The organism is Photorhabdus australis DSM 17609 (genome assembly GCF_000711895.1).
Lineage (GTDB): Bacteria > Pseudomonadota > Gammaproteobacteria > Enterobacterales > Enterobacteriaceae > Photorhabdus > Photorhabdus australis.
In genome coordinates this window covers 24,273-43,316 of sequence record NZ_KL543986.1, presented here as the reverse complement: position 1 = coordinate 43,316, position 19,044 = coordinate 24,273, and the positions used below count along the sequence as shown (strand labels likewise).

Sequence of the window (19,044 nt, the reverse complement as noted above, 5' to 3'; positions counted from 1 at the left end):
GACAATGACGAGAACAATCTTATGGATGATTTAATTCTCCGCTATTACGAGGCGGAAATGCACTATCTGCGTGAGGCGGGTAAAGAGTTTGCGCTGGCGCACCCGGATCGGGCGGCAATGCTTAATCTGGATGAAGGGCATGATCTTGATCCTTATGTGGAACGGTTACTTGAAGGCTTTGCGTTCCTGATGGGCCGGATGCGTCAGAAACTTGACGATAGTTTGCCGGAATTGACGGAAGGGTTGGTTAGCCTGTTGTGGCCGCATTATATGCGCACCATTCCCTCACTCTCCATTGTTGAACTGGCGCCTGATTATCAAGATTTGCAAAGAAGTGAAAGTATTGCCAAAGGGTTTGAGGTGGTATCCCAGCCTGTAGGGCCAAGTCAAACTCGCTGCTACTATCGTACTACCCGTGATATGTGCATAACGCCGCTGCATATCACTTCTGCCACGCTGCAAAATGAACCAGATGGACGTTCGGTGATCCGGCTGCGTTTTGACTGTGGCCCGCTGCCTACCGCTTATCTGGACGATATTGCCCAGCGTCGTGAAGGCTACGAGGGAGTGACCGATTTTCTGGATATTTTTAACCACCGGATGATGACCCAGTATTACCGTATCTGGCGTAAATACTCCTATCCAGCCACTTATCATTCGGGTGGTAAAGATGAGACATCACAGTGCTTGCTTGGGCTGGTTGGTTTGGGCATACCGGGTAGCCAACAACAGATTGACACGCCGGTTTCCCGCTTTCTGGCCCTGCTCGGGACTATGCGACTGTCAACCCGAACCGCCGAAGGGGCCATTAAGCTGGTCGAGCTGCTGGCACCTCTGACACAGGCAAAGGTGGTTCCGCATGATCGCCGACGGGTGCGGTTGGCTCAGCAGGAATTCCATGCCGATCTATTGGTGCTGTTGCGTGTTTATCTGGGGTGGCGTTGCAGTGTGCGATTACATCTCACTTTACCTAAAGGGATATTGCCACCGGCTCAGTTGGGGAAACAGCGTATCCGGTTAGGTCGTACAGGTGTATTAGGATTAAAACCAGGAGCGCCGGCTGTTTCAGGCATGGTGACGATTAATCTGGGACATTATCAGGGGCTATTGCCAAGTTATCAATATCGGGAGGCCGAGAATGGCAGTTATCAATTTTAAATCAATCATGATGGGCAGTATGGTGTGGTTGGCAACGGCTGGGTTAGCAGGATGCGGTCTGACGCAGACTATAACCGACGGCACCGTAGCTGTTACCCAATCCATTTTCCATAAGCAGGTGAAGACCCTGCATCTGGATTTCAGTGCCCGTAGTGCGCTTAACACCAGTGACGCGCAAACACCGCTGAGTACGGTGGTACGTGTTTATCAACTCAAAGACAATAAAGCTTTTGAACGCGCTAGTTATGCGGAACTGTTGAAAGGTGACAGTGAGGCGCTTAAGGCGGACAGGTTGGCACAACGGGATATTAGAGTGGCTCCAAAAGGGAGTGTGATGCTGGATATGCCGATGGAAAAGGCGGCGAAGTTTGTGGCGGTAGTGGGGCTGTTTCATACACCCGATGCCACCAATAATGACTGGCGGTTGGTGATTCGGCGAGATGAGCTGGATGCAGATAAACCGCGTACTATCGAATTAGGTAACGGCACATTAACACTAAATCCCATGAAGGAGTAATCGATGAAACAGCTGAGGCCCTCACTTTACGAAATGTTAACGCTTAACTTTAATGAAGATCTGGATATCGATCAGGTCAGTAAGCGGGAGCAGGTGATTTTATCCGTACTGAACAATATGCAACGTATCCTTAACTGTCGTGCAGGTTCACTCACCCATTTACCGGATTATGGGTTGCCCGATCTCAACACGATCTTGCAAGATTTGCCTGCATCGTCACAGCGTTTGACTTCGACGATTGAACATACGCTATTGACTTATGAACCGCGTTTGAAACAAGTCAACGTGACATTATTGCCACAACTTGAGCCGGCGCACCTGCGTTATGACGTCAACGCTGAATTGAAAGGTGTGGGATTGGTGCGTTTCAGTACCGAATTTGTGCCGGAAGGGAAGGTATTGATCCGCCATTTACGCCAGCAAGGGCGCATAGATTAATCCGCTGTATTTTTATTTGCCATTCGACGCTGATTAAAACAGATTCTCATTAAGGATAAATGTTATGGCCACAATATCATCCGGTCACACGGTACATACCGGGGATGACCCGCGCGCACTGCCTGAATTTAGTGCATTGAAAGAAGAAATAAGCAAACTGAGCCATCCGGCCCGGCCAGATGTTGACTGGGCTAAAGTTGAACAGCTTTGTCTGGCGTTATTTCGTTTAAATGGTGTAGAACTGCAAAGTGCTGCCTGGTACACACTGGCTCGTGCCCAGCGCGCGGGATTAGCGGGCATTGATGAAGGGTTGGCACTGATTGATGGGTTAGTGAGTCATCAATGGTCGCAGTTCTGGCCTCAACCCGTTCATGTGCGGGTTGAAATTTTTGCCTGGCTGGTTGCTCGTTTACAGCAGGTGTTGCGGACTTGTGTTTTCTCTTATATCGATCTGCCGCTGATTTATCGTATAGAGAAGGTAGTTGAGCGTCTGTGTGAAGTGCTTCAACGTTTAGAACTGAAACATGTAAGCAAATTCGACAGTCTCCGTGTACAGCTCTACAACAGCGCCCGGCGACTGGAGAGTCTGGAGCAGGAAAAAAGCACGGTATTTGTCTCTCGCTCTTCTGTTCATGTTCACGAGGACAATCCCATGGTGATACCGGTGGAACATGTTCAGCCACAACTGATGTATGTGGTACACGAAACTATCTCCTCTGAGCAGCCGCAGGTCAAAGTGATTCACGGGGGACCTGCGCCCCGTAGGAAAGCCTGGCATGGTTTTGTTGCGGGTATTGCATTATGTGTGCTGGTTGTAACGGGGGATTGGTTGGTGGATAAGATGCAACAATCACCCCCGACGGAACTGGCTTTGCTAGAAACTGTGCATCCATTACCACAAGTATTGCTTTCAACACAATTGGCTGAGTTACATCACCCTGACAATGCGGTGTTATTGAGCCGGTTGCAGGATAAAGCAATAGATGCCAGTCGTACCCAACTGACGAGCTTAGATGCATTGCCGCCATTATGGCGATTGAGCTATAGCTCGCAGTTATTACAGCAGTTACGTACATTATGGCCGGCCAGCCAAACGGTGCAGGATATGGAAAAACAGTGGTTACAGCAACGTGAGGCCACGGCCTTGCCGATGTTGGAACTGGAAAATTACCATTTGGCTCAATCACGGCTGCAACAATTGACTGCGCGACTTGATGCACTGGATGAAAAGCATGGGCGCTATCTTACTGGCTCTGAACTGAAATCGATGGTATTTGGTATCAGGCAACCGTTGTCCACTACACCGCCATTGGAAGAATTATTACGTCAACTGGCGGAACAACAAAAAAATGGCACCGTTTCTCCGGCATTACGCCAACAAATTAATACTCGTTTTAATCAGTTACTTAATCGCTATTATTTGTTACAGAGGTAGAGGGATATTTTAAGTGTATGGTTAAGTTCCGTTGGCAACTATTAATAATTCCTTGATTCATTATATGAAGCTGAAATATTTCGATGGAGAATATCAGTAAGTTGTTACTTTCATAAATATTTCACTGAAAAAGCAACAGGATTTTTTATGTCTGATTAGCTGGTAACAAAGTTGCCGAAACATAGCCTTTAATATAGTCAAAAGGCTATGTATTCACAGGGGGGATTATGCGTACATATACACCATCACTTGGAGCACGGTATTTTCTCATGATTGTATATCGGATTATTAAAAGGAGGTGTGGTGCTTGTATTTTGCGGAAATTATCAATTATATTTCTGGAGCTTTATATATTCATTTGTTGGTTACTAAAAGTTAATTTGGTACAAAGTGGTTCTTACTTTGTACATTAGATGAATTATGTAAAAATTTAAGCCAGTTCAACAAAGATTATGATTTTATCACAATATGATTTTTCCCTGTTACTATTTATATTTTCCACATGGTTAATACTACACGAGTAAATAATCATGTGGAAGATAAATTACCATCTCCATGTATCAGGGCTGGTTGCAGTGGGTAAGACACTAATGCCATAGTAGCTAATAACAACCACGACATATATATCGCTACCATAGCAATCTAATTGATATTTTCTTCCTCTTTCTGTCCATTCCCAATAATCAGTTTTCCAACTGGCTGGGAAGAATTTTTGAAGCAACGAAGCTGTCCCCGGGCTTAATCCGTTGACATCAAGAGCACTGGTATTTTCAGAGTTACTCCAAATTACCTGACCTCTTAAATTTTCGTTTGTCAGGTTAACAACAAAAAAGAAATGATCGTTACTATCAAGCATTTCACCCTTTTCTTTTTTTTCAGTTTCTTTCATCTCATACTCCTGATAAATAAATGGATAAAATTGGTGATCATGATAGAAATCTTCATGAGCTTTTTACTTTTACTGAGATTGATGCAATAACTACAATAAGAATTATAGTATAAATAAATACATAGGCAGTGGATTTACATGCGTCGACATTTTTATAGTAGATTAAAAATATAAAATGTGAAGTATATACTCATTGAGGATTCGACACGAACATATATGTTTTGCTTAAAAATATATTATTGTTTTCTAATGAGAATGAAATTAATAAAAACAATAAACTATTACAATGGTTATTTTAAACTTATGGTATTTTAGTCTGTGCTAAAATAGTAATTAATTTCTTTGTGTTATTTGTTTGTGTTTAAATAATTTTTTGTTGAAATCATGGGGTAAATTATAGAAATTAAGTTGTAAATAGTAACAATGCTTAAGATATTAGTTGTATATTATGCATTGTAGATATTTTACCCGGTAAAATCTTGTGATTTTTTATTGAAATGTAATTATGTATGGTATAACTTATAATAATTCTTATCTGGTTGTTATTAGGACACTTTATTTGTTTTCAGGAGTCATGGTTAATTAATGAATATTAACGAGAGTAGTTAATCAAGTAGGGGAATTAATAATGTGAAAGCAAATTTCTATCGTATGTATAGGAATATGTTTTTTAATATATTCTTTTTAAAAGAATTTTATGTTAATCAAATGGATTTCATTCGTATCGATAATATACCCTATGGATTTCAAGTTTTATCGCGGCGGCAAGGGTTAGACTTTGTTAATGAAAATACAGGTTTTAGATCGGTGTTTATTATAATGCTGTAAGTAATTCTGAATATTCTTCATCACTGAAGTAGAAATAGACAATTATTTCTCAGTGCTGAAGTGATGAAATTGTTAAATATAAAATTCTTATTCCTATGGGTTTAATGGTTATATTCCTGATCAGGGTATTTTGCATTGAAAAAATTTCCGAAATAGAAAAGTAACGTTATTAACTATTATGCTGATTATTAACTCTGTATGAATAGAGTGTAGATTTTAGAATTCTATTTGTTTCTTAAATGTTAATTCTTAATCATAGATTCATACCTGATGTAGTCATTGATAATGACATTTCAAGTTATTGACGTATAAATAATTATGATTAGATTCTATGATGAGGTTATTAAAAATGGATTTGTTATTCATTGGCCTTTCTTAAATCATGATTGTTATTTTTTCATTATTTTGTTCACAAGGAATTAACAATATTAAATATTAGCTTTCCCAATACAATGATCTATTTTTATTTGGTTAAGTAGTTGTATTCACTATGCAATAATTTTTTTGTTCGGATATTCGGGTTATTACCTGCTTGATGGTGGAACAGCCTGCTTATTATTTTAAGGGCGTAAATCCTTTTTTTCTTTTTTTCTGGAGATGACTTTTGACTTCTCTTGCTTATGTTGATGCTCTTTGTGCACTTGAGCATCCTTATCGTGTTGATGATGCTTGCAATCGGCTGTTTGATGCGGCCATGCGTGAACTGACGTTGTACCACTGTGAAAATACGCCCGGTTATTACCCGTGGTTGAAAGCAGGCGGCTTTGACGTTCAAAAACTGGAGAAACTGAACGATTGGTCGCATTTACCGCCCATTTTCGCTAATTATTTTAAACAGCAATTGTTGCTCAGTTCTTCTGGCAGGGATGCACTGGAACTCACTTCATCCGGCACAACGGGGCAAAAGAGCCGTATGCGTTACGATGCACGTAGTATAAGTGCCGCCCAGAATATGGTTGAACGCATTTTCGAGTATTACGGTTGGAATACACCACAACAGCCCTGTAATTATTTGCTGTTGAGTTATGAACCCGCCGGCGCAATTACGCTGGGAACGGCTTATACCGATCAGTATCTGTGTAAATATGCGCCAGTGGCGCAAGTCTGTTATGCACTGCGCCATAACGGGAAAGGTAATGAATTTGATCCATTTGGCGTAATTCGAGCCTTGCAGGGGTTTGCTGTGCAAGGGCTACCCGTGCGTATGCTAGGTTTTCCAGCATTTCTGTGGTTTGCGCTGGAAAGAATGCGAGAAATGGGATTGCCTCCGATACGGCTGCATCCTGAGTCGTTGGTATTTCTAGGTGGCGGCTGGAAAACACACGTCGATAAAGAGATTCCAAGATCCTTGCTGTATCAGCGTTTGGGGGAACAATTGGGTATTCCCGATGAGCGTTGTCGGGATGGTTACGGTTCGGTTGAGCACCCGGTGCCTTATGTTGAGTGCCGAAATCATCATTTTCATGTGCCGGTTTATGCTCGTGCCTATATTCGTGATACGGCCAGTATGGCGGTTCAATCCTATGGCAGGCCTGGTTTTCTGCATCTGATATCGCCTTATATTACTTCCAGTCCGGCCCACAGTATTGTGGTGAATGATTTGGCTGTGTTGCATCCAGCTACTGAATGTGGTTGTGGGTTGGCTACCGATTGGTTTGAGTTATTAGGTCGTGCTGGTACGAGTAAAAGCCGCAGTTGTGCGATTGCAGCTTCTGAGTTGATAAAGGGATCCTGAAATGTATTTAATTAATGGCGAGGTTATCTCTGACCTGGAGCCTGCAGCTGTACTGGCTGAACTTAAAAGTAAGCTTGCTGATACGCTGGCTTGTCCCCCAAGCGTACAACAAGTATTGGAATGCGCTGGGCGCTTTGCCGACAGTCTCGATACTGTCGCGGCTAAACTTGGGCTGGATACAGCCACAATCAATACCTTACACAGCTTTTGTCATCGTGATTCATTGGAAGCAAAGTTACGACACGAATTGGGTGAACAACCGTTTTCTTTGCGCCGTTTTGACTATACACAACCGCGCTTTGAAACCTGGCAGCCTTTGGGATTAGTTGTGCACATCACGCCAGCCAATGCTCCGTTGCTGCCATTTATGGCAGTGCTGGAAAGTTTGCTGGTTGGCAATGTCAACTGGTTGCGTCCTAGCAGCAGTGATCGCGGTCTTAATGCGCAAATACTGGCGGAATTTTTGAGTCATGATCCTGGCGGCAAGTTGGTGTCTTATGTCTCTGTGTTGCCTTTGCCGTCTGACCAATTGTCAGAATTATTGGATTGTGCTGATGCCGTGTCAGCTTGGGGAAGTAATACCGCATTGACCGCTATCCGTAGCCAATTGCGGCCCGGTTGCCGTTGGATAGATTGGGGGCATCGTATCAGTTTTGCTTATCTTGATCCGATAGCTGCCAGTAGTGCTGATTACGATGCATTGGCTGATGATATTTGCCGTTTTGATCAGCAAGCGTGTTCCAGTCCACAGTGTTTGTTGGTAGACAGCATTGACGAGGACGTTTTACGGCAGGTGGCGAGTGCAATGGCTGCTGCGTTGGCTCGGCGGGCACCAGTATGGCCAGCGTTACAACCCGATATACAAGAATCGGCTGAAATTAGCAGTCAGATGGCATTTTTGCAGTTGGACCAAACTTTTGCTGGTCTGGCGGGTTCGGTAGAGCAGGGTAATGGATGGCGGATAGCCTGGATACAGCGTCAGGAACTGGTACCATCACCGTTGTACCGTACCCTGCAAATTCGTCCGGCACCGCGGGCAAAATTAGTAGAAATTTTGTTGCCGTGGCGCCCCTATTTGCAAAGTTGTGGCCTGATAGTTAGGACGGATGAACTGACTATGTTTAGTCGTCAGTTGCTGACTGCCGGAGTTAGCCGCATATGTCAGGTTGGCGCTATGCACGATGGCTATGAAGGCGAACCGCATGATGGTGTTTATGCATTGACTCGGCTTGCACGACGTGTCTCTGTGAGCTTGAAAGCTGAGCAATTACCGGGCCATGTCTCATTGGATAAATTGTCAGTTAATCCGCCAGAACTGGCCGGGATTCCTGTGATGGATAAAGCTAAGTTTCAGCAAAATGGCGTCACTGAGAAAGCACAGTTGTTTTTCCGCAGTGGTGGCAGTAGTGGCGCCCCCAAACTGTCGGGTTTCAGTCGCAGAGACTATCACAGTCAGATGCAGGCTGCGGCAGATGGCCTGTTTTCGGCTGGTTTGGAATCGGCTAAAGATCGGGTAATGAATTTGCTGTATGGCGGCAATTTATATGGCGGAATGCTCAGTTTTTTCACTATCCTGGATAAATTATCTGTACCACATTACCCGATGGGAGGCCCGGTAGACGATGATTTTAGCCAAATCAGGCATTTTATTGTCAGCCAGAGGGTCAATACGTTGGTGGGGATGCCAAGCACTATACACCAATTGTTTGAATGTGAAGAAGCCGCGTTGCGTGCTTATGGTGGTGTACGCAAAGTTTTTACTGGCGGAGAGCATATTAGCGAAGATCGACGTCAGTTTCTGTCCAGTTTTGGTGTACAGGTGATCCGCTCGGCAATTTACGGTTCTGTGGATGCGGGTCCATTAGGTCATGCTTGTACCTGCTGCCTCGATGGAGAATTCCATCTGTTATCTGATATTCAATGGCTGGAAATATTGGCTCTGGACAGTGATCAGCCTGCCCCGAACGGTGAAATCGGTCGACTGGTGTTTACCTCTCTGGTGCGGGAAGGGCAGTTGATTCAGCGTTACGATTTAGGTGATTTAGGTCACTGGCTGCCGGGTTCCTGTTCCTGCGGATTGCCAGCTCCACGTTTTAAACTGGAGGGGCGTCATGGTGTATTGATACGGGTAGGTTCTATTTTCCTGAATCCGACAGAATTATCGTCTGGGTTGGCGTTTCCAGTGCAGTGGTTGGTAGGAAACAACAAATCCGATGGTTATGAATATATCCATATATTAGCGGATGGGGACGCTGATCAGGTGCGTAGGCATCTGCTGCAACATAGCAGGATGCTAAATCAAGTTGTCAGCGGTGGATTACTGCAACTGGAAATTATTCCTACACCAGTTGGACAGTTCCGTCATCATCCGCAAAGTGGCAAAACGCCGCTAGTGCTGGATTACCGACTCTGAGACCAATAATATTATTTTTTGAGTAAATCATGACATTATCATTACACGATCTGGTTGAATATGCCCGTGATCATGCTCCCTTCTTTAGGGATCTTTACCGTGATTTGCCTCGCTCCGGCTGGACGCTGACTGATTTGCCATTAATCGATCCTGCCAATTATTGGCAGCAGTCGCAACCATTGGAAAACTGGCCAGTATTGACCGGCCCTATCAACGGTGGTCATGTTTTCAAAACCGGTGGTTCTACCAGTGAGGGCAGGCTATCGGTGTTTAGTTGTGACGAATGGCGCGATTTTGTGCGGGCATTTGGGCAAGGACTGGCGCAGCAGCTAAAGCCCGGTGATCATGTTGCCAATCTATTTTTTGCCGGTGATCTCTATACTAGCCTGTTGTTCATTCACGGCGCTTTGTCTTATTCACCGGTGCCAGTGATAGAGTATCCGTTCACTTGTTCAGTTGATGATCAGGCATTGGCTGACGCTATTGTCAGTTTGGGCATCAACGTTCTGGCCGGAGTGCCTGTGCAATTGCTACGTTTTGCCAGCACTTTGCAACAGAGCGGCCAATCCATACCCAATATTGAACGTCTGTTGTACGGTGGTGAAAGCCTGTTTCCAGAACAATTAACATTACTGAGTACCGTGTTTCCCAATGCACGTATTGGCTCAATCGGTTGTGCCAGTGTCGATGCTGGTCTTATTGGGGCGGCGGCTCCAGATTGTTGTCATGGTGAACATCGGGTTTTTGATACTGAAACGATTGTCGAAATTATTGATGAATCCAACGGTCAGCCTATTACCGTACCTGGCCAGAATGGCATGTTAGTTGTTACCAATCTGCAACGGAGCCTGATGCCGGTTATCCGTTATCCTACTGGTGATATGGCTTGTTGGTGTGAAGAGCCGGGGAAACCGCAGCGTAAATTCGCTTTGCAGGGGCGGGCTGGAAGTGCTCATCGAGTTCGAGTCTCCACTTTGTCTCTTTTTCCGGACCAGATTGCTCATTTACTGCAACAGCAGGAGGGAATACTTGCCTGGCAGCTATTGTTGAGCCGTCAGGATGGTATCGATGAGATAAAACTACTGTTAGCCAGAGAGCAATCATCGGTGTTATCTACGACATCAATCTATCAAGTACTACTGGCCGCGCAACCCGCGATTGCCGATCTGTGTTGTCAGGGGCTGCTACATGTGGAAGTGATCGATTGTGCTATCGAAAATATGTTGACTCATCCACGTTCCGGTAAGCTGATGCGCGTGGTTGATCATCGTGGTTATCGTGTTGAAGAGAAGGCAGCATGAGTATAAATCCAGTGATGCCATTGATTCGATTATTCCGGGAAGAGGATTCTACCGGTGTCAGCGCCTTATTCCGGGTAGTTTACGGCGAAGATTATGTCTACCCGGAAGTTTATTTGCCCACCATGCTTGGCCGCTATAATGCGGCAAAACACTGGTATTCTGCTGTTGCAGTACAGGATGGCCGAGTGTTAGGGCATGCGGCATTGTGGCGGGATGATCGTTGTCCGTTAAGCGCTGAACTGGCGCTTATCGCGGTACATCCACAGATGCGTGGTCAGGGGATCGCCACTGCTCTGGGGCAATATTTGTGCGATCAGGCTAGAGAAGTGGGCTTTAGTATACTTACTATCAAGCAGGTATCGTCACATAATCACAGCCAGCGTTTAGCCCAAAGCTTGGGCTTTCACACCACCGGCCTGTTGCCGGACTATGTAACATCACCATTTGATCAAACGTATCCTGAAAGCATAGTTTTGGGCTGCCTGCCGTTACGAAGCTGGCCCTTTCCTGAATTACACTGGCCTTCAGGTTGGCAAAAGTGGTTGAAGTCGGTGACTCAAGTATTTGGTCAGGAGCCTCTAAAACAGGAGGAGGCAGTTGACGCGGAGATCAGTATGACGAGTCATGGTCGCAGGTTGGAAGTGTGGATAGAAAAACAGACAACTGAGCGGATAAAAGAGGTGGCAGAATTACCCACTCGCAAATTGGTCTATGTGAAACTTCCGGTAGGAGAGGGCACTCTTCAGGCTATGCAAATTTTGCAACAGGCGGGGTTTGCTTGTACTGGTTTTGTACCAGGTCATCATCATCGTTGGGAGGCTTTGCTGGTTCGGGGGCATAGCAGGAAAGAATTGAGCCTAAGTTGTCAGCTTGCCCGTAGCCTGCACCAGCAAAGTATGTTTGCCTGCGCCGTTGGATAGTCCGTCAGCCATGACCGGAAATGATTTAGCGAAATCTGTTAAAGCTTAAAGGGCCTGACAGATTAATAACAAACCTACTTTTTGGCAGTAGGTTTTTTTGTGTCTTTCGCTCGGAATGTTTCTTTACAGGTAATTTATTATTCTGCAATGCTATACCCGTTATCTTTCAAGTTGCCTCTTTGTTGGCTGCACTCACTCACCCCGGTCACATAGTTATCTATGATGTGATTGTTCAATATAACGAAGTCGAGATTATAAGAAATTTATTATTATATAACTTCTCTCTGCAATAATAGATTTCCCAGGTAAAAATAATCCAGATAGCATTATTTAAAGACACTCAAATTATCTCTGTCACCATTCAAACCACTGTATTGCTCTATATATATCGTTTTAGCACCCATGCCTCGGCGTTTGGCAATCATCGTTTTCTTGTATCCACGCGAGACATTCATCATATAATGCCTGTACAGGTTGTTTTAGATTAAATACTTTGCGAGTACCTGGCCACTCCGTTATTATCCGGTTGATTGCATATGAGGGATCAATTAACAAGCCAAGATGCCAGTCAGATAACCAATGATATTGTTGGCAAAACCCAGTGATCTCACTTAACCATTCCCGGTTAAGGTTGCAGATATCCAATAATATAAAACCATACGGTTCGTCTTTGGCGGCTGCAAATTCTGATGGTGATGAATATGTATGGAGTACGTCGACGTGCGGTGTTAGCAAGTATAAAAATGCCTTACGTGTCATTTCGCAAGCACTGATGATGGATAGCCGCTTCATTCTTTCTCCTTATTCTCCCTGGTTTAACTTTGCCAATTCGGTTTGTAGTTCATCCGGTAAATCTGCCAGAAACCAGTAATATTCTGAATACAAAAGACTCGCTGGGTTGTCGAATAATGCTGGGCTGTCGTAATAAGACAACCGCGTTGGGTTTTGATTCGATGTTGTCGATCTCATTGATCTTTTTGATTTCTTACGAAACATATTTTCTCTCCATATTTGTCATTATTTGCGGGTAATCAGGTTGCTCTCTGATTTACCAATATCAAATGTCAGTGTTCATAGTCAGTATATTGAGCATCTGTCTCAATCCGTTGAATACCTGATAACGGTGTCATTTTGTTAAGAAAATCAGACGTTGGAAAGTAAATCTCATGTTATTACCTGATGTTCAGCTCGAGCCTGTACAGCTTATTATCGCCTGAGATATTAGCGCGAGCGACGCCCATTGATGGTAAGACGGGCCTGTTTTATTGGAGAAGATTATGATGAGTCATACATCCGATTATCGTACAGATGTCCGCATTATTGCGAATATACCGCGTAACATTCCTAATGGCGATAAATTGCGTTTCAGAAAATTAACGGGTAGCGAATCGTTGTCGCAACTGTATCAGTTTAAAGCGGAGTTTCTCTGTCCATGTAATGATCTCGATATGAAATCATTATTGGGTAAGGGGATGTCTCTGGAGATACCATTGATACAGGGTGGTTGCCGTTTCTTGCATGGTAATATTACGCGTATTGAATATGCTGGACATTATTTGCAGGAAGGAAAGGATAAATTATATATCTTCACCTTGCACCCTTCTTTATGGTATTTGACGCAGAATCGTGATTGTCATATTTGGCAGGGACAGAGCATACCAGATATTATTGCTGGCCTGCTTGCAAAATATAATATTAATATCGAAAACCGTCTCAGTAGCCATTATCGTCAATGGGAGTATTGCGTTCAATATCAGGAGAGTGATTTTGATTTTATTAGTCGATTAATGGAACATGAAGGTATTTATTATTATTTCAGTCATCAGAAAGAGGGGCATACTTTAATTCTGGCTGACTCTCCGAATGCACATCGGCCATTTAATGATGCTTATGCTCAAATTCGTTATTTAGCTGCACAACCGGGTGTTGTTGATCATCATGAAGGTATTACCTGTTGGAATACGGCACAGGAAATTACGCCTCGCGTTTACGCGTTAGATGATTATGATTTCCGTAAACCACGGGCGCATTTATTAGAAGTATGCCGTAATCCAGCATCGTTTGCAGCTAATAAGGCTGATGTTTTCGAATGGCCGGGACGTTATATCGACAATCAGCACGGTCAATTTTATGCGCAAATTCGTCAACAGGCATTTAAAGCACAGCAACAACAGATGTATGGCAATACGACGGCGTGCGGAGTAGCGCCGGGAAGCTCTTTTATCCTGCAAAATAGCCCTTTTCCATCAGATTCAGACGCTTTTCTTGTCACACATGTGGAGTATGAATTGTATGACTGTACGCTGTATGACGAATTGGACAAGTTTCATCAGGATAAAGGACCATTTCAGGCCACATTCCGCGCGGTGCCGGCTGATATTGTCTGGCGTCCACAGAGGATAACGCCCTGGCCGAAAACCTGTGGCCCCCAAACGGCGGAAGTCACGGGTCCGGCAGGAGAAAGCATCTGGACCGACAAATATGGTCGCGTCAAATTGAAATTCCGTTGGGACAGATACAGTCAGCCAGATGATCGCAGCTCTTGTTGGGTGCGTGTTTCCAGTAGTTGGGCAGGTTGGAAATATGGCAGCTTGCAAATCCCACGCATCGGTGAAGAGGTGGTGGTTGATTTTATTAACGGTGATCCAGATCGCCCGCTGGTGACTGGGCGGGTTTATAACGAAGAATGTATGCCGCCCTGGCAGTTACCCGATGATGCGACTCGGATGGGTTTTATGAGCCGCAGTAAGAAGGGTGGGGTAGAAAACGCCAGTTTTCTGTTTCTCGAAGATGCGCCTGGACGTGAGTCATTCACCATGCACGCTGAACGTGACATGAATATCTCCGTTGAGCACGATAAAAATATTACTGTCGATGGTGCCTTGGCGCAGGAGATAAAAGGCGAAACCCATTTTAAGCACTATGGTATGTGCAATACCCTGAAAACGATGCCGGATATTCAAACCTTCCTGTTAGGGAAAACTGCCGTTATTGGTGTCGGTGGACGTGCAGATTTTATTATGGGTGGCAGGTATGAACGTATCCTCGGTAAATCAGAGACGCAGGTCAGCCAGAGTATTAGTCAGCATGCCGGGGAAAATATCAGCTGCCATGCGCGGGGCAATATTCTGTTCGATGCGGGTAAACAAATCATCTACGGTGACAGCCTGTATCTCAACAAAGAAAGCAGCGATCCTAATAATCAGGCCCAGAAGAAGCTGATGACATTACAGGGGCTGACACCGGAGGAGATCGCGGATCAGAAAGCATCAGAGCAGCAACAGCAGCAAAAAATTCCAACCTCAGTGATTTACAAGAAAGGAGTCAGTGTTGAGATCAATGGTGTTGATAACAGACGTGTGGATAAAGATCAGAAAGTAGAAATTAAGGGCGCGGTAACGCGGAGCATTGAGGGTAGCTGGCAAGAACATGTTAAAGATGACCTGAAAATTCAGGCAGATGCTGATGCCCATCTTAATTGTGGCGGTAAGGTGTGCATCGAAACAAAAGATATGGAGCATAAGATTGAGGGCCACATAGAAACCCATGCCGGCAATACCCTGACCGTTTGTGGCACGACGGAGAGTGTCAACATGCTCAATTACACCAACTCCTCTATTGCTATGAAAAATGAGGGTGTGGTGATGTCAAATAATATGCTGAACATCGGTAATACCACGCTCCATATGTCAACCAATACCCTCAACCTTAGTTTGGGGCAGATAAATATCAATGCTGTAGCACTGAGTCTCAGTCTCAGTGGTTTAGCTATTTTTATCTGATATACCCAGACAGGAGAACTGGTGATGAAAATCATAAAACCTCTGAGATTGGGGCTCTTACATCGTCCGTGGCGCTGGCAGCAACAAAACTATTTGGGCGTTACGGTGATGGCGCTAACGGATATGAGCGATTCGCCACAAATCAGGCCAGAACCGGAGCTATGGCAACTGGTTGCTCAGGAGTTGCAAAGTACTGGCGGAGTATTGGATCTTTCCATCCCTAAGCCTTGCGCAGAATTCTTTGCTTCCGGTTATGCCTGGACGAATCATCAGCCTCAAAAAGAGGCTTGTATGGCGAAAATTCAGGTTGCTGATAAAGAAAAAAGCCTGATGGTGTTTGGTGATCGTTACTGGCAGAACGGGCATCCCTCAGCGCCGCAGCCGTTCGAGAAGATGCATCTTGATTGGCCAAATGCCTTTGGCGGTCACTGCACGGCAGAGAACCCGTTGGGTAAGGGGGATGAACCGGTTACCCGTGATGGAGTATTGTGGCATCCATTACCTAATGTTGAATTGCCTGACCAGTTGCTGAATTCAGTACATCAGCGTGTCCCGCCCGCCAGTTTCGCACCACTGGATTTTAGCTGGCCTCAACGTAGCCGTCTGATGGGAAAAAAATATGATAAACAGTGGCTGGCACATGAATTTCCCGGTTTTGCCCGCGATACCGATTGGCACTTGTTCAATATGGCCGGGCAGGATCAATGGTTGACGGGACAATCTTGTTTGCCACCCGCTGCCAGCTGGCGTATCTGGAATATGCATCCCACTCAGGCCGTACAACAGGGAACATTGCCGTGCTGGCAGGCACGCTGTTTTATCAACCGCCAGCGTGGTGAGGAAATGCGTCTTGAAGAGGTCCATTTACGTGCTACCACGGTATGGTTTATTCCTCATTTAGAACGCATGGCACTCATTTGGCACGGAGCCTGTCCGATTAATGAAGATGATGCTGCGGATGTACATCAGATGCTGGTGGCGATGGAGTTGGCGCAATCCGAGCGTCCCGTTGCCCATTACCAACAGGTGATGACACAACGGGCAGAAAAAGAGAAAGGTGCACTTTTTACCCTGCGGGAAAAGGATCTGATGGATGAAAGCCTGATTGCACCCTGGATAGATAATGATGTGCAGGTTACTCCCAGTGCATTGGCCGCGATGATGACAAGGCGTGAAACCTATTTGCGCCAGCGGCATCAGGCGAGAAGTCAGAAGCAAGATCAGGACATCAATCAACTGCTGACAGAGTTGCCGCTGCAAGAGGAAAAAGCGCTGACTGCTGATAAATTACCGGAACTGGTTGCCAGTCTGGAGCGGCAGGCAGAACGTATACAACAGCGTGTTCAGAAAAAACATGCCGCCTATGCAGCAGCTGAACAAGCCAACACTCCCCCGGCTGGCCCGGCAAGTTACTACCGGATGTTGGATCTGTTGCACAAACAGTCGCAAAAAACGCCGGAATTACAGACACCTGAAACATTGAAACAGACACACCGTAGTTTGCATCAGATGTATTTGTTGTCAGCGGATACACGTCCACCAGCTGCCAGATTACAAGGGGAGCAAGCGGAGGTGTTACGTCGCCATGTGATTGCTTGCATGGCAACAAAGCGTGATCTCAGTGATATGGATTTGACTGGGGCGGATCTTTCTGGTCTGGATCTGCGTCGTGCTAATTTACAGCGTACCCTGCTGGAAAATGCCAATCTGGATAATTGCTGTCTGGATGAAGCTGATCTGAGTGAAGCGATGCTGGCTTATGCCTCATTGAATAATACTTCGCTGAATGCGGCCTGTTTAGATAATGTTTCACTGACCGGAGCACGGTGCCACAATTGTCATTTTGTTGGTGCACGCCTTGGTGGCGTGTTGTTGGAGCGGGCGGAGCTGGTCATGTGTGATTTCTCCCAGGCTTCTCTGAGTGATATTTTGTTGCGTCAGTGCATGCTCTACCATTGCCATTTCTCTCAGGCGCGGCTGGAAAATTGCTTGTTTATGGAGCTGGTGCCGGAAGAGCTGGATTTCAGCCATGCTCATTTGACACGTATGACAGTGATCAATGGCGGGTTTACCGCAGTGCGTTTCAATCACGCGGTGATGGATAGCTGTACTTTTCTTGATAGTGCACTCGATCATGCGCAATACCAGCATGCACACTTAGAGAGTTGTGTCTTTACGGGTAAAACGCATATCCGTTCCGGTCTGTTTCAGCATGCGCGGCTGACCAGTTGTAACTTTCGCCTCACACTCCTTGAAGCCGCTGATTTTTCAGAGGCTGTATTACAAAACTGTGATTTTAGCGAAGCTAATCTCAGTTTTGCCCAAATGCACGCTGTCAATGGCAGCAACTCTCTGTTTATCCGTACCTTATTGACGAATAGTAATTTGCAGGAAGCCAACCTGATGGGCGCAATATTGCAAAAATCTCATTTAGCCGGGGCTGATTTACGTCGTGCTAATCTGTTTCGTGCCGATATTTCTCAATCTAGCGTTGATGTGAATACCCAGTTACAGGGCGCTCTGCTTGATCAGTGCAAAACTTTACCTTGTGCCGGCGGGGACTTAGTATGAAAACGTTAACGGCGGAACAACTGAGTGAGCTGATTGCGCAAGGGGAAATTATTCAAGATGCCTATCTGACTAATGATCTACTGGCAGGGCGGGATCTTGCTGGTATGGTGTTTGTCAATGTTGTCTTTGAAAGTGTTGATCTCAGTTGTTGCAGACTTGATGAAGCAGTATTTCAGCAATGTCAGCTATCGTATGCCTCCTTTCAGGGCATGGCGATCAAGGGGTGCTCGTTTCAACAATGTACTTTGTCGCAAGCGTGCTTTGATCGCACTCAGCTAAATAACTGCGTATTTAATGACTGTCAGCTGGAACAGCTCTCTTTGCAGCATGCAGTGCTTGATAGTAGCTATTTCATCGTTTCTCACCTTAATAATGTGCGTCTTACCGATAGTACGCTTGATAAGGTCATACTGTACGACTGTGATATGCACAATGGTGCGGTACATAACTGTCGTTGCCAGAGTTTAACTTGGTTCGGCATGGATCTGCGTAGTGTCACCTTTGCAGGTAGCCGTTTTGAACGGGTCGTGTTTGCACATTGCGATCTGCGTGAAGGGCATTTTCAAGGACTCACCTTTCAGGCTTGCCAATTTACCGATAACCAATTGGATCATGCTGATTTCCGACAAGCGGTATTAACGCAGAGTTGTTTTAAAGGTGCCTCGTTGCGAGGCGCCTGTTTAGATGAGATACAGGCTGAAGGGGCGTTGTTTATTGAAAGCGACTTACGTGAAGCACAGTGCCGGCAGGCAAAAATCAATCACGGGCAATTTATTGCTGCCCGTTTAAGCCAATCTGATTTCTCTCACAGCACATTAGTGCAAAGTCAGTGGCGCTATGCGCACGCGGATAATTGTTCTTTTATTGGCTGCGATTTGAGCTATGCCGATTTCAGTTGGGCAGATCTCAGTCATGCTGATCTGCGTCAGGCACATTTTAAGCGCACGCTGATGCATAGGGCCTGTCAGCAAGCAAGCCGTTTTTCCAGTCGTCAAGGCATCCTGGAACAAGATGAAGCACTGTTTGCGGCAGAGATGTGGAGTGCTCGTAGCTAGCG

General features: G+C 45.3%; 14 protein-coding genes. 11 read left to right on the top strand and 3 right to left on the bottom strand.

Going from position 1 to position 19,044, the window contains the following annotated elements:
* The first annotated feature begins 21 nt into the window (after window positions 1-21).
* The 4 genes from BO26_RS22535 to BO26_RS19725 all read left to right on the top strand — a co-directional run bounded on the left by BO26_RS22535 (window position 22) and on the right by BO26_RS19725 (window position 3,548).
* Entirely contained in the window at window positions 22-1,158 is a 1,137-nt protein-coding gene (locus BO26_RS22535; protein ID WP_072023312.1) for a type VI secretion system baseplate subunit TssF, read from the top strand.
* Window positions 1,139-1,675, top strand: coding sequence for a type VI secretion system lipoprotein TssJ (gene tssJ, locus BO26_RS19735; RefSeq protein WP_036774492.1), 537 nt, complete (start codon window positions 1,139-1,141; stop codon window positions 1,673-1,675). The genes BO26_RS22535 and tssJ overlap by 20 nt, the downstream gene beginning before the upstream one ends.
* Window positions 1,676-1,678: 3 nt before the next feature.
* Window positions 1,679-2,113, top strand: coding sequence for a type VI secretion system baseplate subunit TssE (gene tssE / locus BO26_RS19730; protein WP_036774491.1), 435 nt, complete (start codon window positions 1,679-1,681; stop codon window positions 2,111-2,113).
* Window positions 2,114-2,177: 64 nt separating this feature from the next.
* On the top strand, window positions 2,178-3,548 hold the full coding sequence (locus BO26_RS19725) for a VasL domain-containing protein (protein WP_036774489.1): 1,371 nt from the start codon (window positions 2,178-2,180) through the stop codon (window positions 3,546-3,548).
* A 544-nt stretch (window positions 3,549-4,092) separates the two neighbouring features.
* Here the strand turns inward: BO26_RS19725 and BO26_RS19720 are convergent.
* Window positions 4,093-4,437 carry a hypothetical protein gene (locus BO26_RS19720; RefSeq protein ID WP_036774488.1) on the bottom strand — a complete coding sequence of 115 codons (345 nt, stop codon included), beginning with the start codon at window positions 4,435-4,437 and terminating at the stop codon, window positions 4,093-4,095.
* A gap of 1,432 nt (window positions 4,438-5,869) precedes the next feature.
* On the opposite strand from BO26_RS19720, the gene BO26_RS19715 reads away from it, so the two are divergent.
* From BO26_RS19715 to BO26_RS19700, 4 genes are read left to right on the top strand one after another with little or no spacing between them, the layout of a single operon-like run.
* The gene (locus tag BO26_RS19715; protein ID WP_036774487.1) at window positions 5,870-7,000 is read left to right on the top strand and encodes a LuxE/PaaK family acyltransferase; all 1,131 of its coding nucleotides are present in this window, start codon (window positions 5,870-5,872) and stop codon (window positions 6,998-7,000) included.
* Window position 7,001: 1 nt separating this feature from the next.
* Window positions 7,002-9,413: an acyl-CoA reductase gene (locus BO26_RS19710; RefSeq protein ID WP_036774486.1), complete on the top strand. Its 2,412-nt coding sequence runs from the start codon at window positions 7,002-7,004 to the stop codon at window positions 9,411-9,413.
* Window positions 9,414-9,442: 29 nt separating this feature from the next.
* A complete protein-coding gene (locus BO26_RS19705; protein ID WP_036774485.1) occupies window positions 9,443-10,714 on the top strand; it encodes a phenylacetate--CoA ligase family protein in 1,272 nt (423 codons plus the stop codon).
* Window positions 10,711-11,634, top strand: a complete 924-nt coding sequence (locus tag BO26_RS19700; RefSeq protein WP_036774483.1) for a GNAT family N-acetyltransferase — start codon at window positions 10,711-10,713, stop codon at window positions 11,632-11,634. Before BO26_RS19705 ends, BO26_RS19700 begins: the two co-directional genes overlap by 4 nt.
* Window positions 11,635-12,027: 393 nt before the next feature.
* Here the strand turns inward: BO26_RS19700 and BO26_RS19695 are convergent, their stop codons facing one another.
* Both BO26_RS19695 and BO26_RS19690 read right to left on the bottom strand, forming a co-directional pair.
* Window positions 12,028-12,426 carry a hypothetical protein gene (locus BO26_RS19695; protein ID WP_036774482.1) on the bottom strand — a complete coding sequence of 133 codons (399 nt, stop codon included), beginning with the start codon at window positions 12,424-12,426 and terminating at the stop codon, window positions 12,028-12,030.
* Between the two features lie 9 nt (window positions 12,427-12,435).
* Window positions 12,436-12,630: a hypothetical protein gene (locus BO26_RS19690; RefSeq protein ID WP_036774481.1), complete on the bottom strand. Its 195-nt coding sequence runs from the start codon at window positions 12,628-12,630 to the stop codon at window positions 12,436-12,438.
* A gap of 281 nt (window positions 12,631-12,911) precedes the next feature.
* On the opposite strand from BO26_RS19690, the gene BO26_RS19685 reads away from it, so the two are divergent.
* The 3 genes from BO26_RS19685 to BO26_RS19675 are packed head-to-tail and all read left to right on the top strand — an operon-like array spanning window position 12,912 to window position 19,042.
* Window positions 12,912-15,416 carry a type VI secretion system Vgr family protein gene (locus tag BO26_RS19685; protein WP_051691072.1) on the top strand — a complete coding sequence of 835 codons (2,505 nt, stop codon included), beginning with the start codon at window positions 12,912-12,914 and terminating at the stop codon, window positions 15,414-15,416.
* A 24-nt stretch (window positions 15,417-15,440) separates the two neighbouring features.
* The gene (locus BO26_RS19680; RefSeq protein ID WP_036774480.1) at window positions 15,441-17,987 is read left to right on the top strand and encodes a DUF2169 family type VI secretion system accessory protein; all 2,547 of its coding nucleotides are present in this window, start codon (window positions 15,441-15,443) and stop codon (window positions 17,985-17,987) included.
* Entirely contained in the window at window positions 17,984-19,042 is a 1,059-nt protein-coding gene (locus BO26_RS19675; RefSeq protein ID WP_036774479.1) for a pentapeptide repeat-containing protein, read from the top strand. Before BO26_RS19680 ends, BO26_RS19675 begins: the two co-directional genes overlap by 4 nt.
* Window positions 19,043-19,044: the final 2 nt, after the last annotated feature.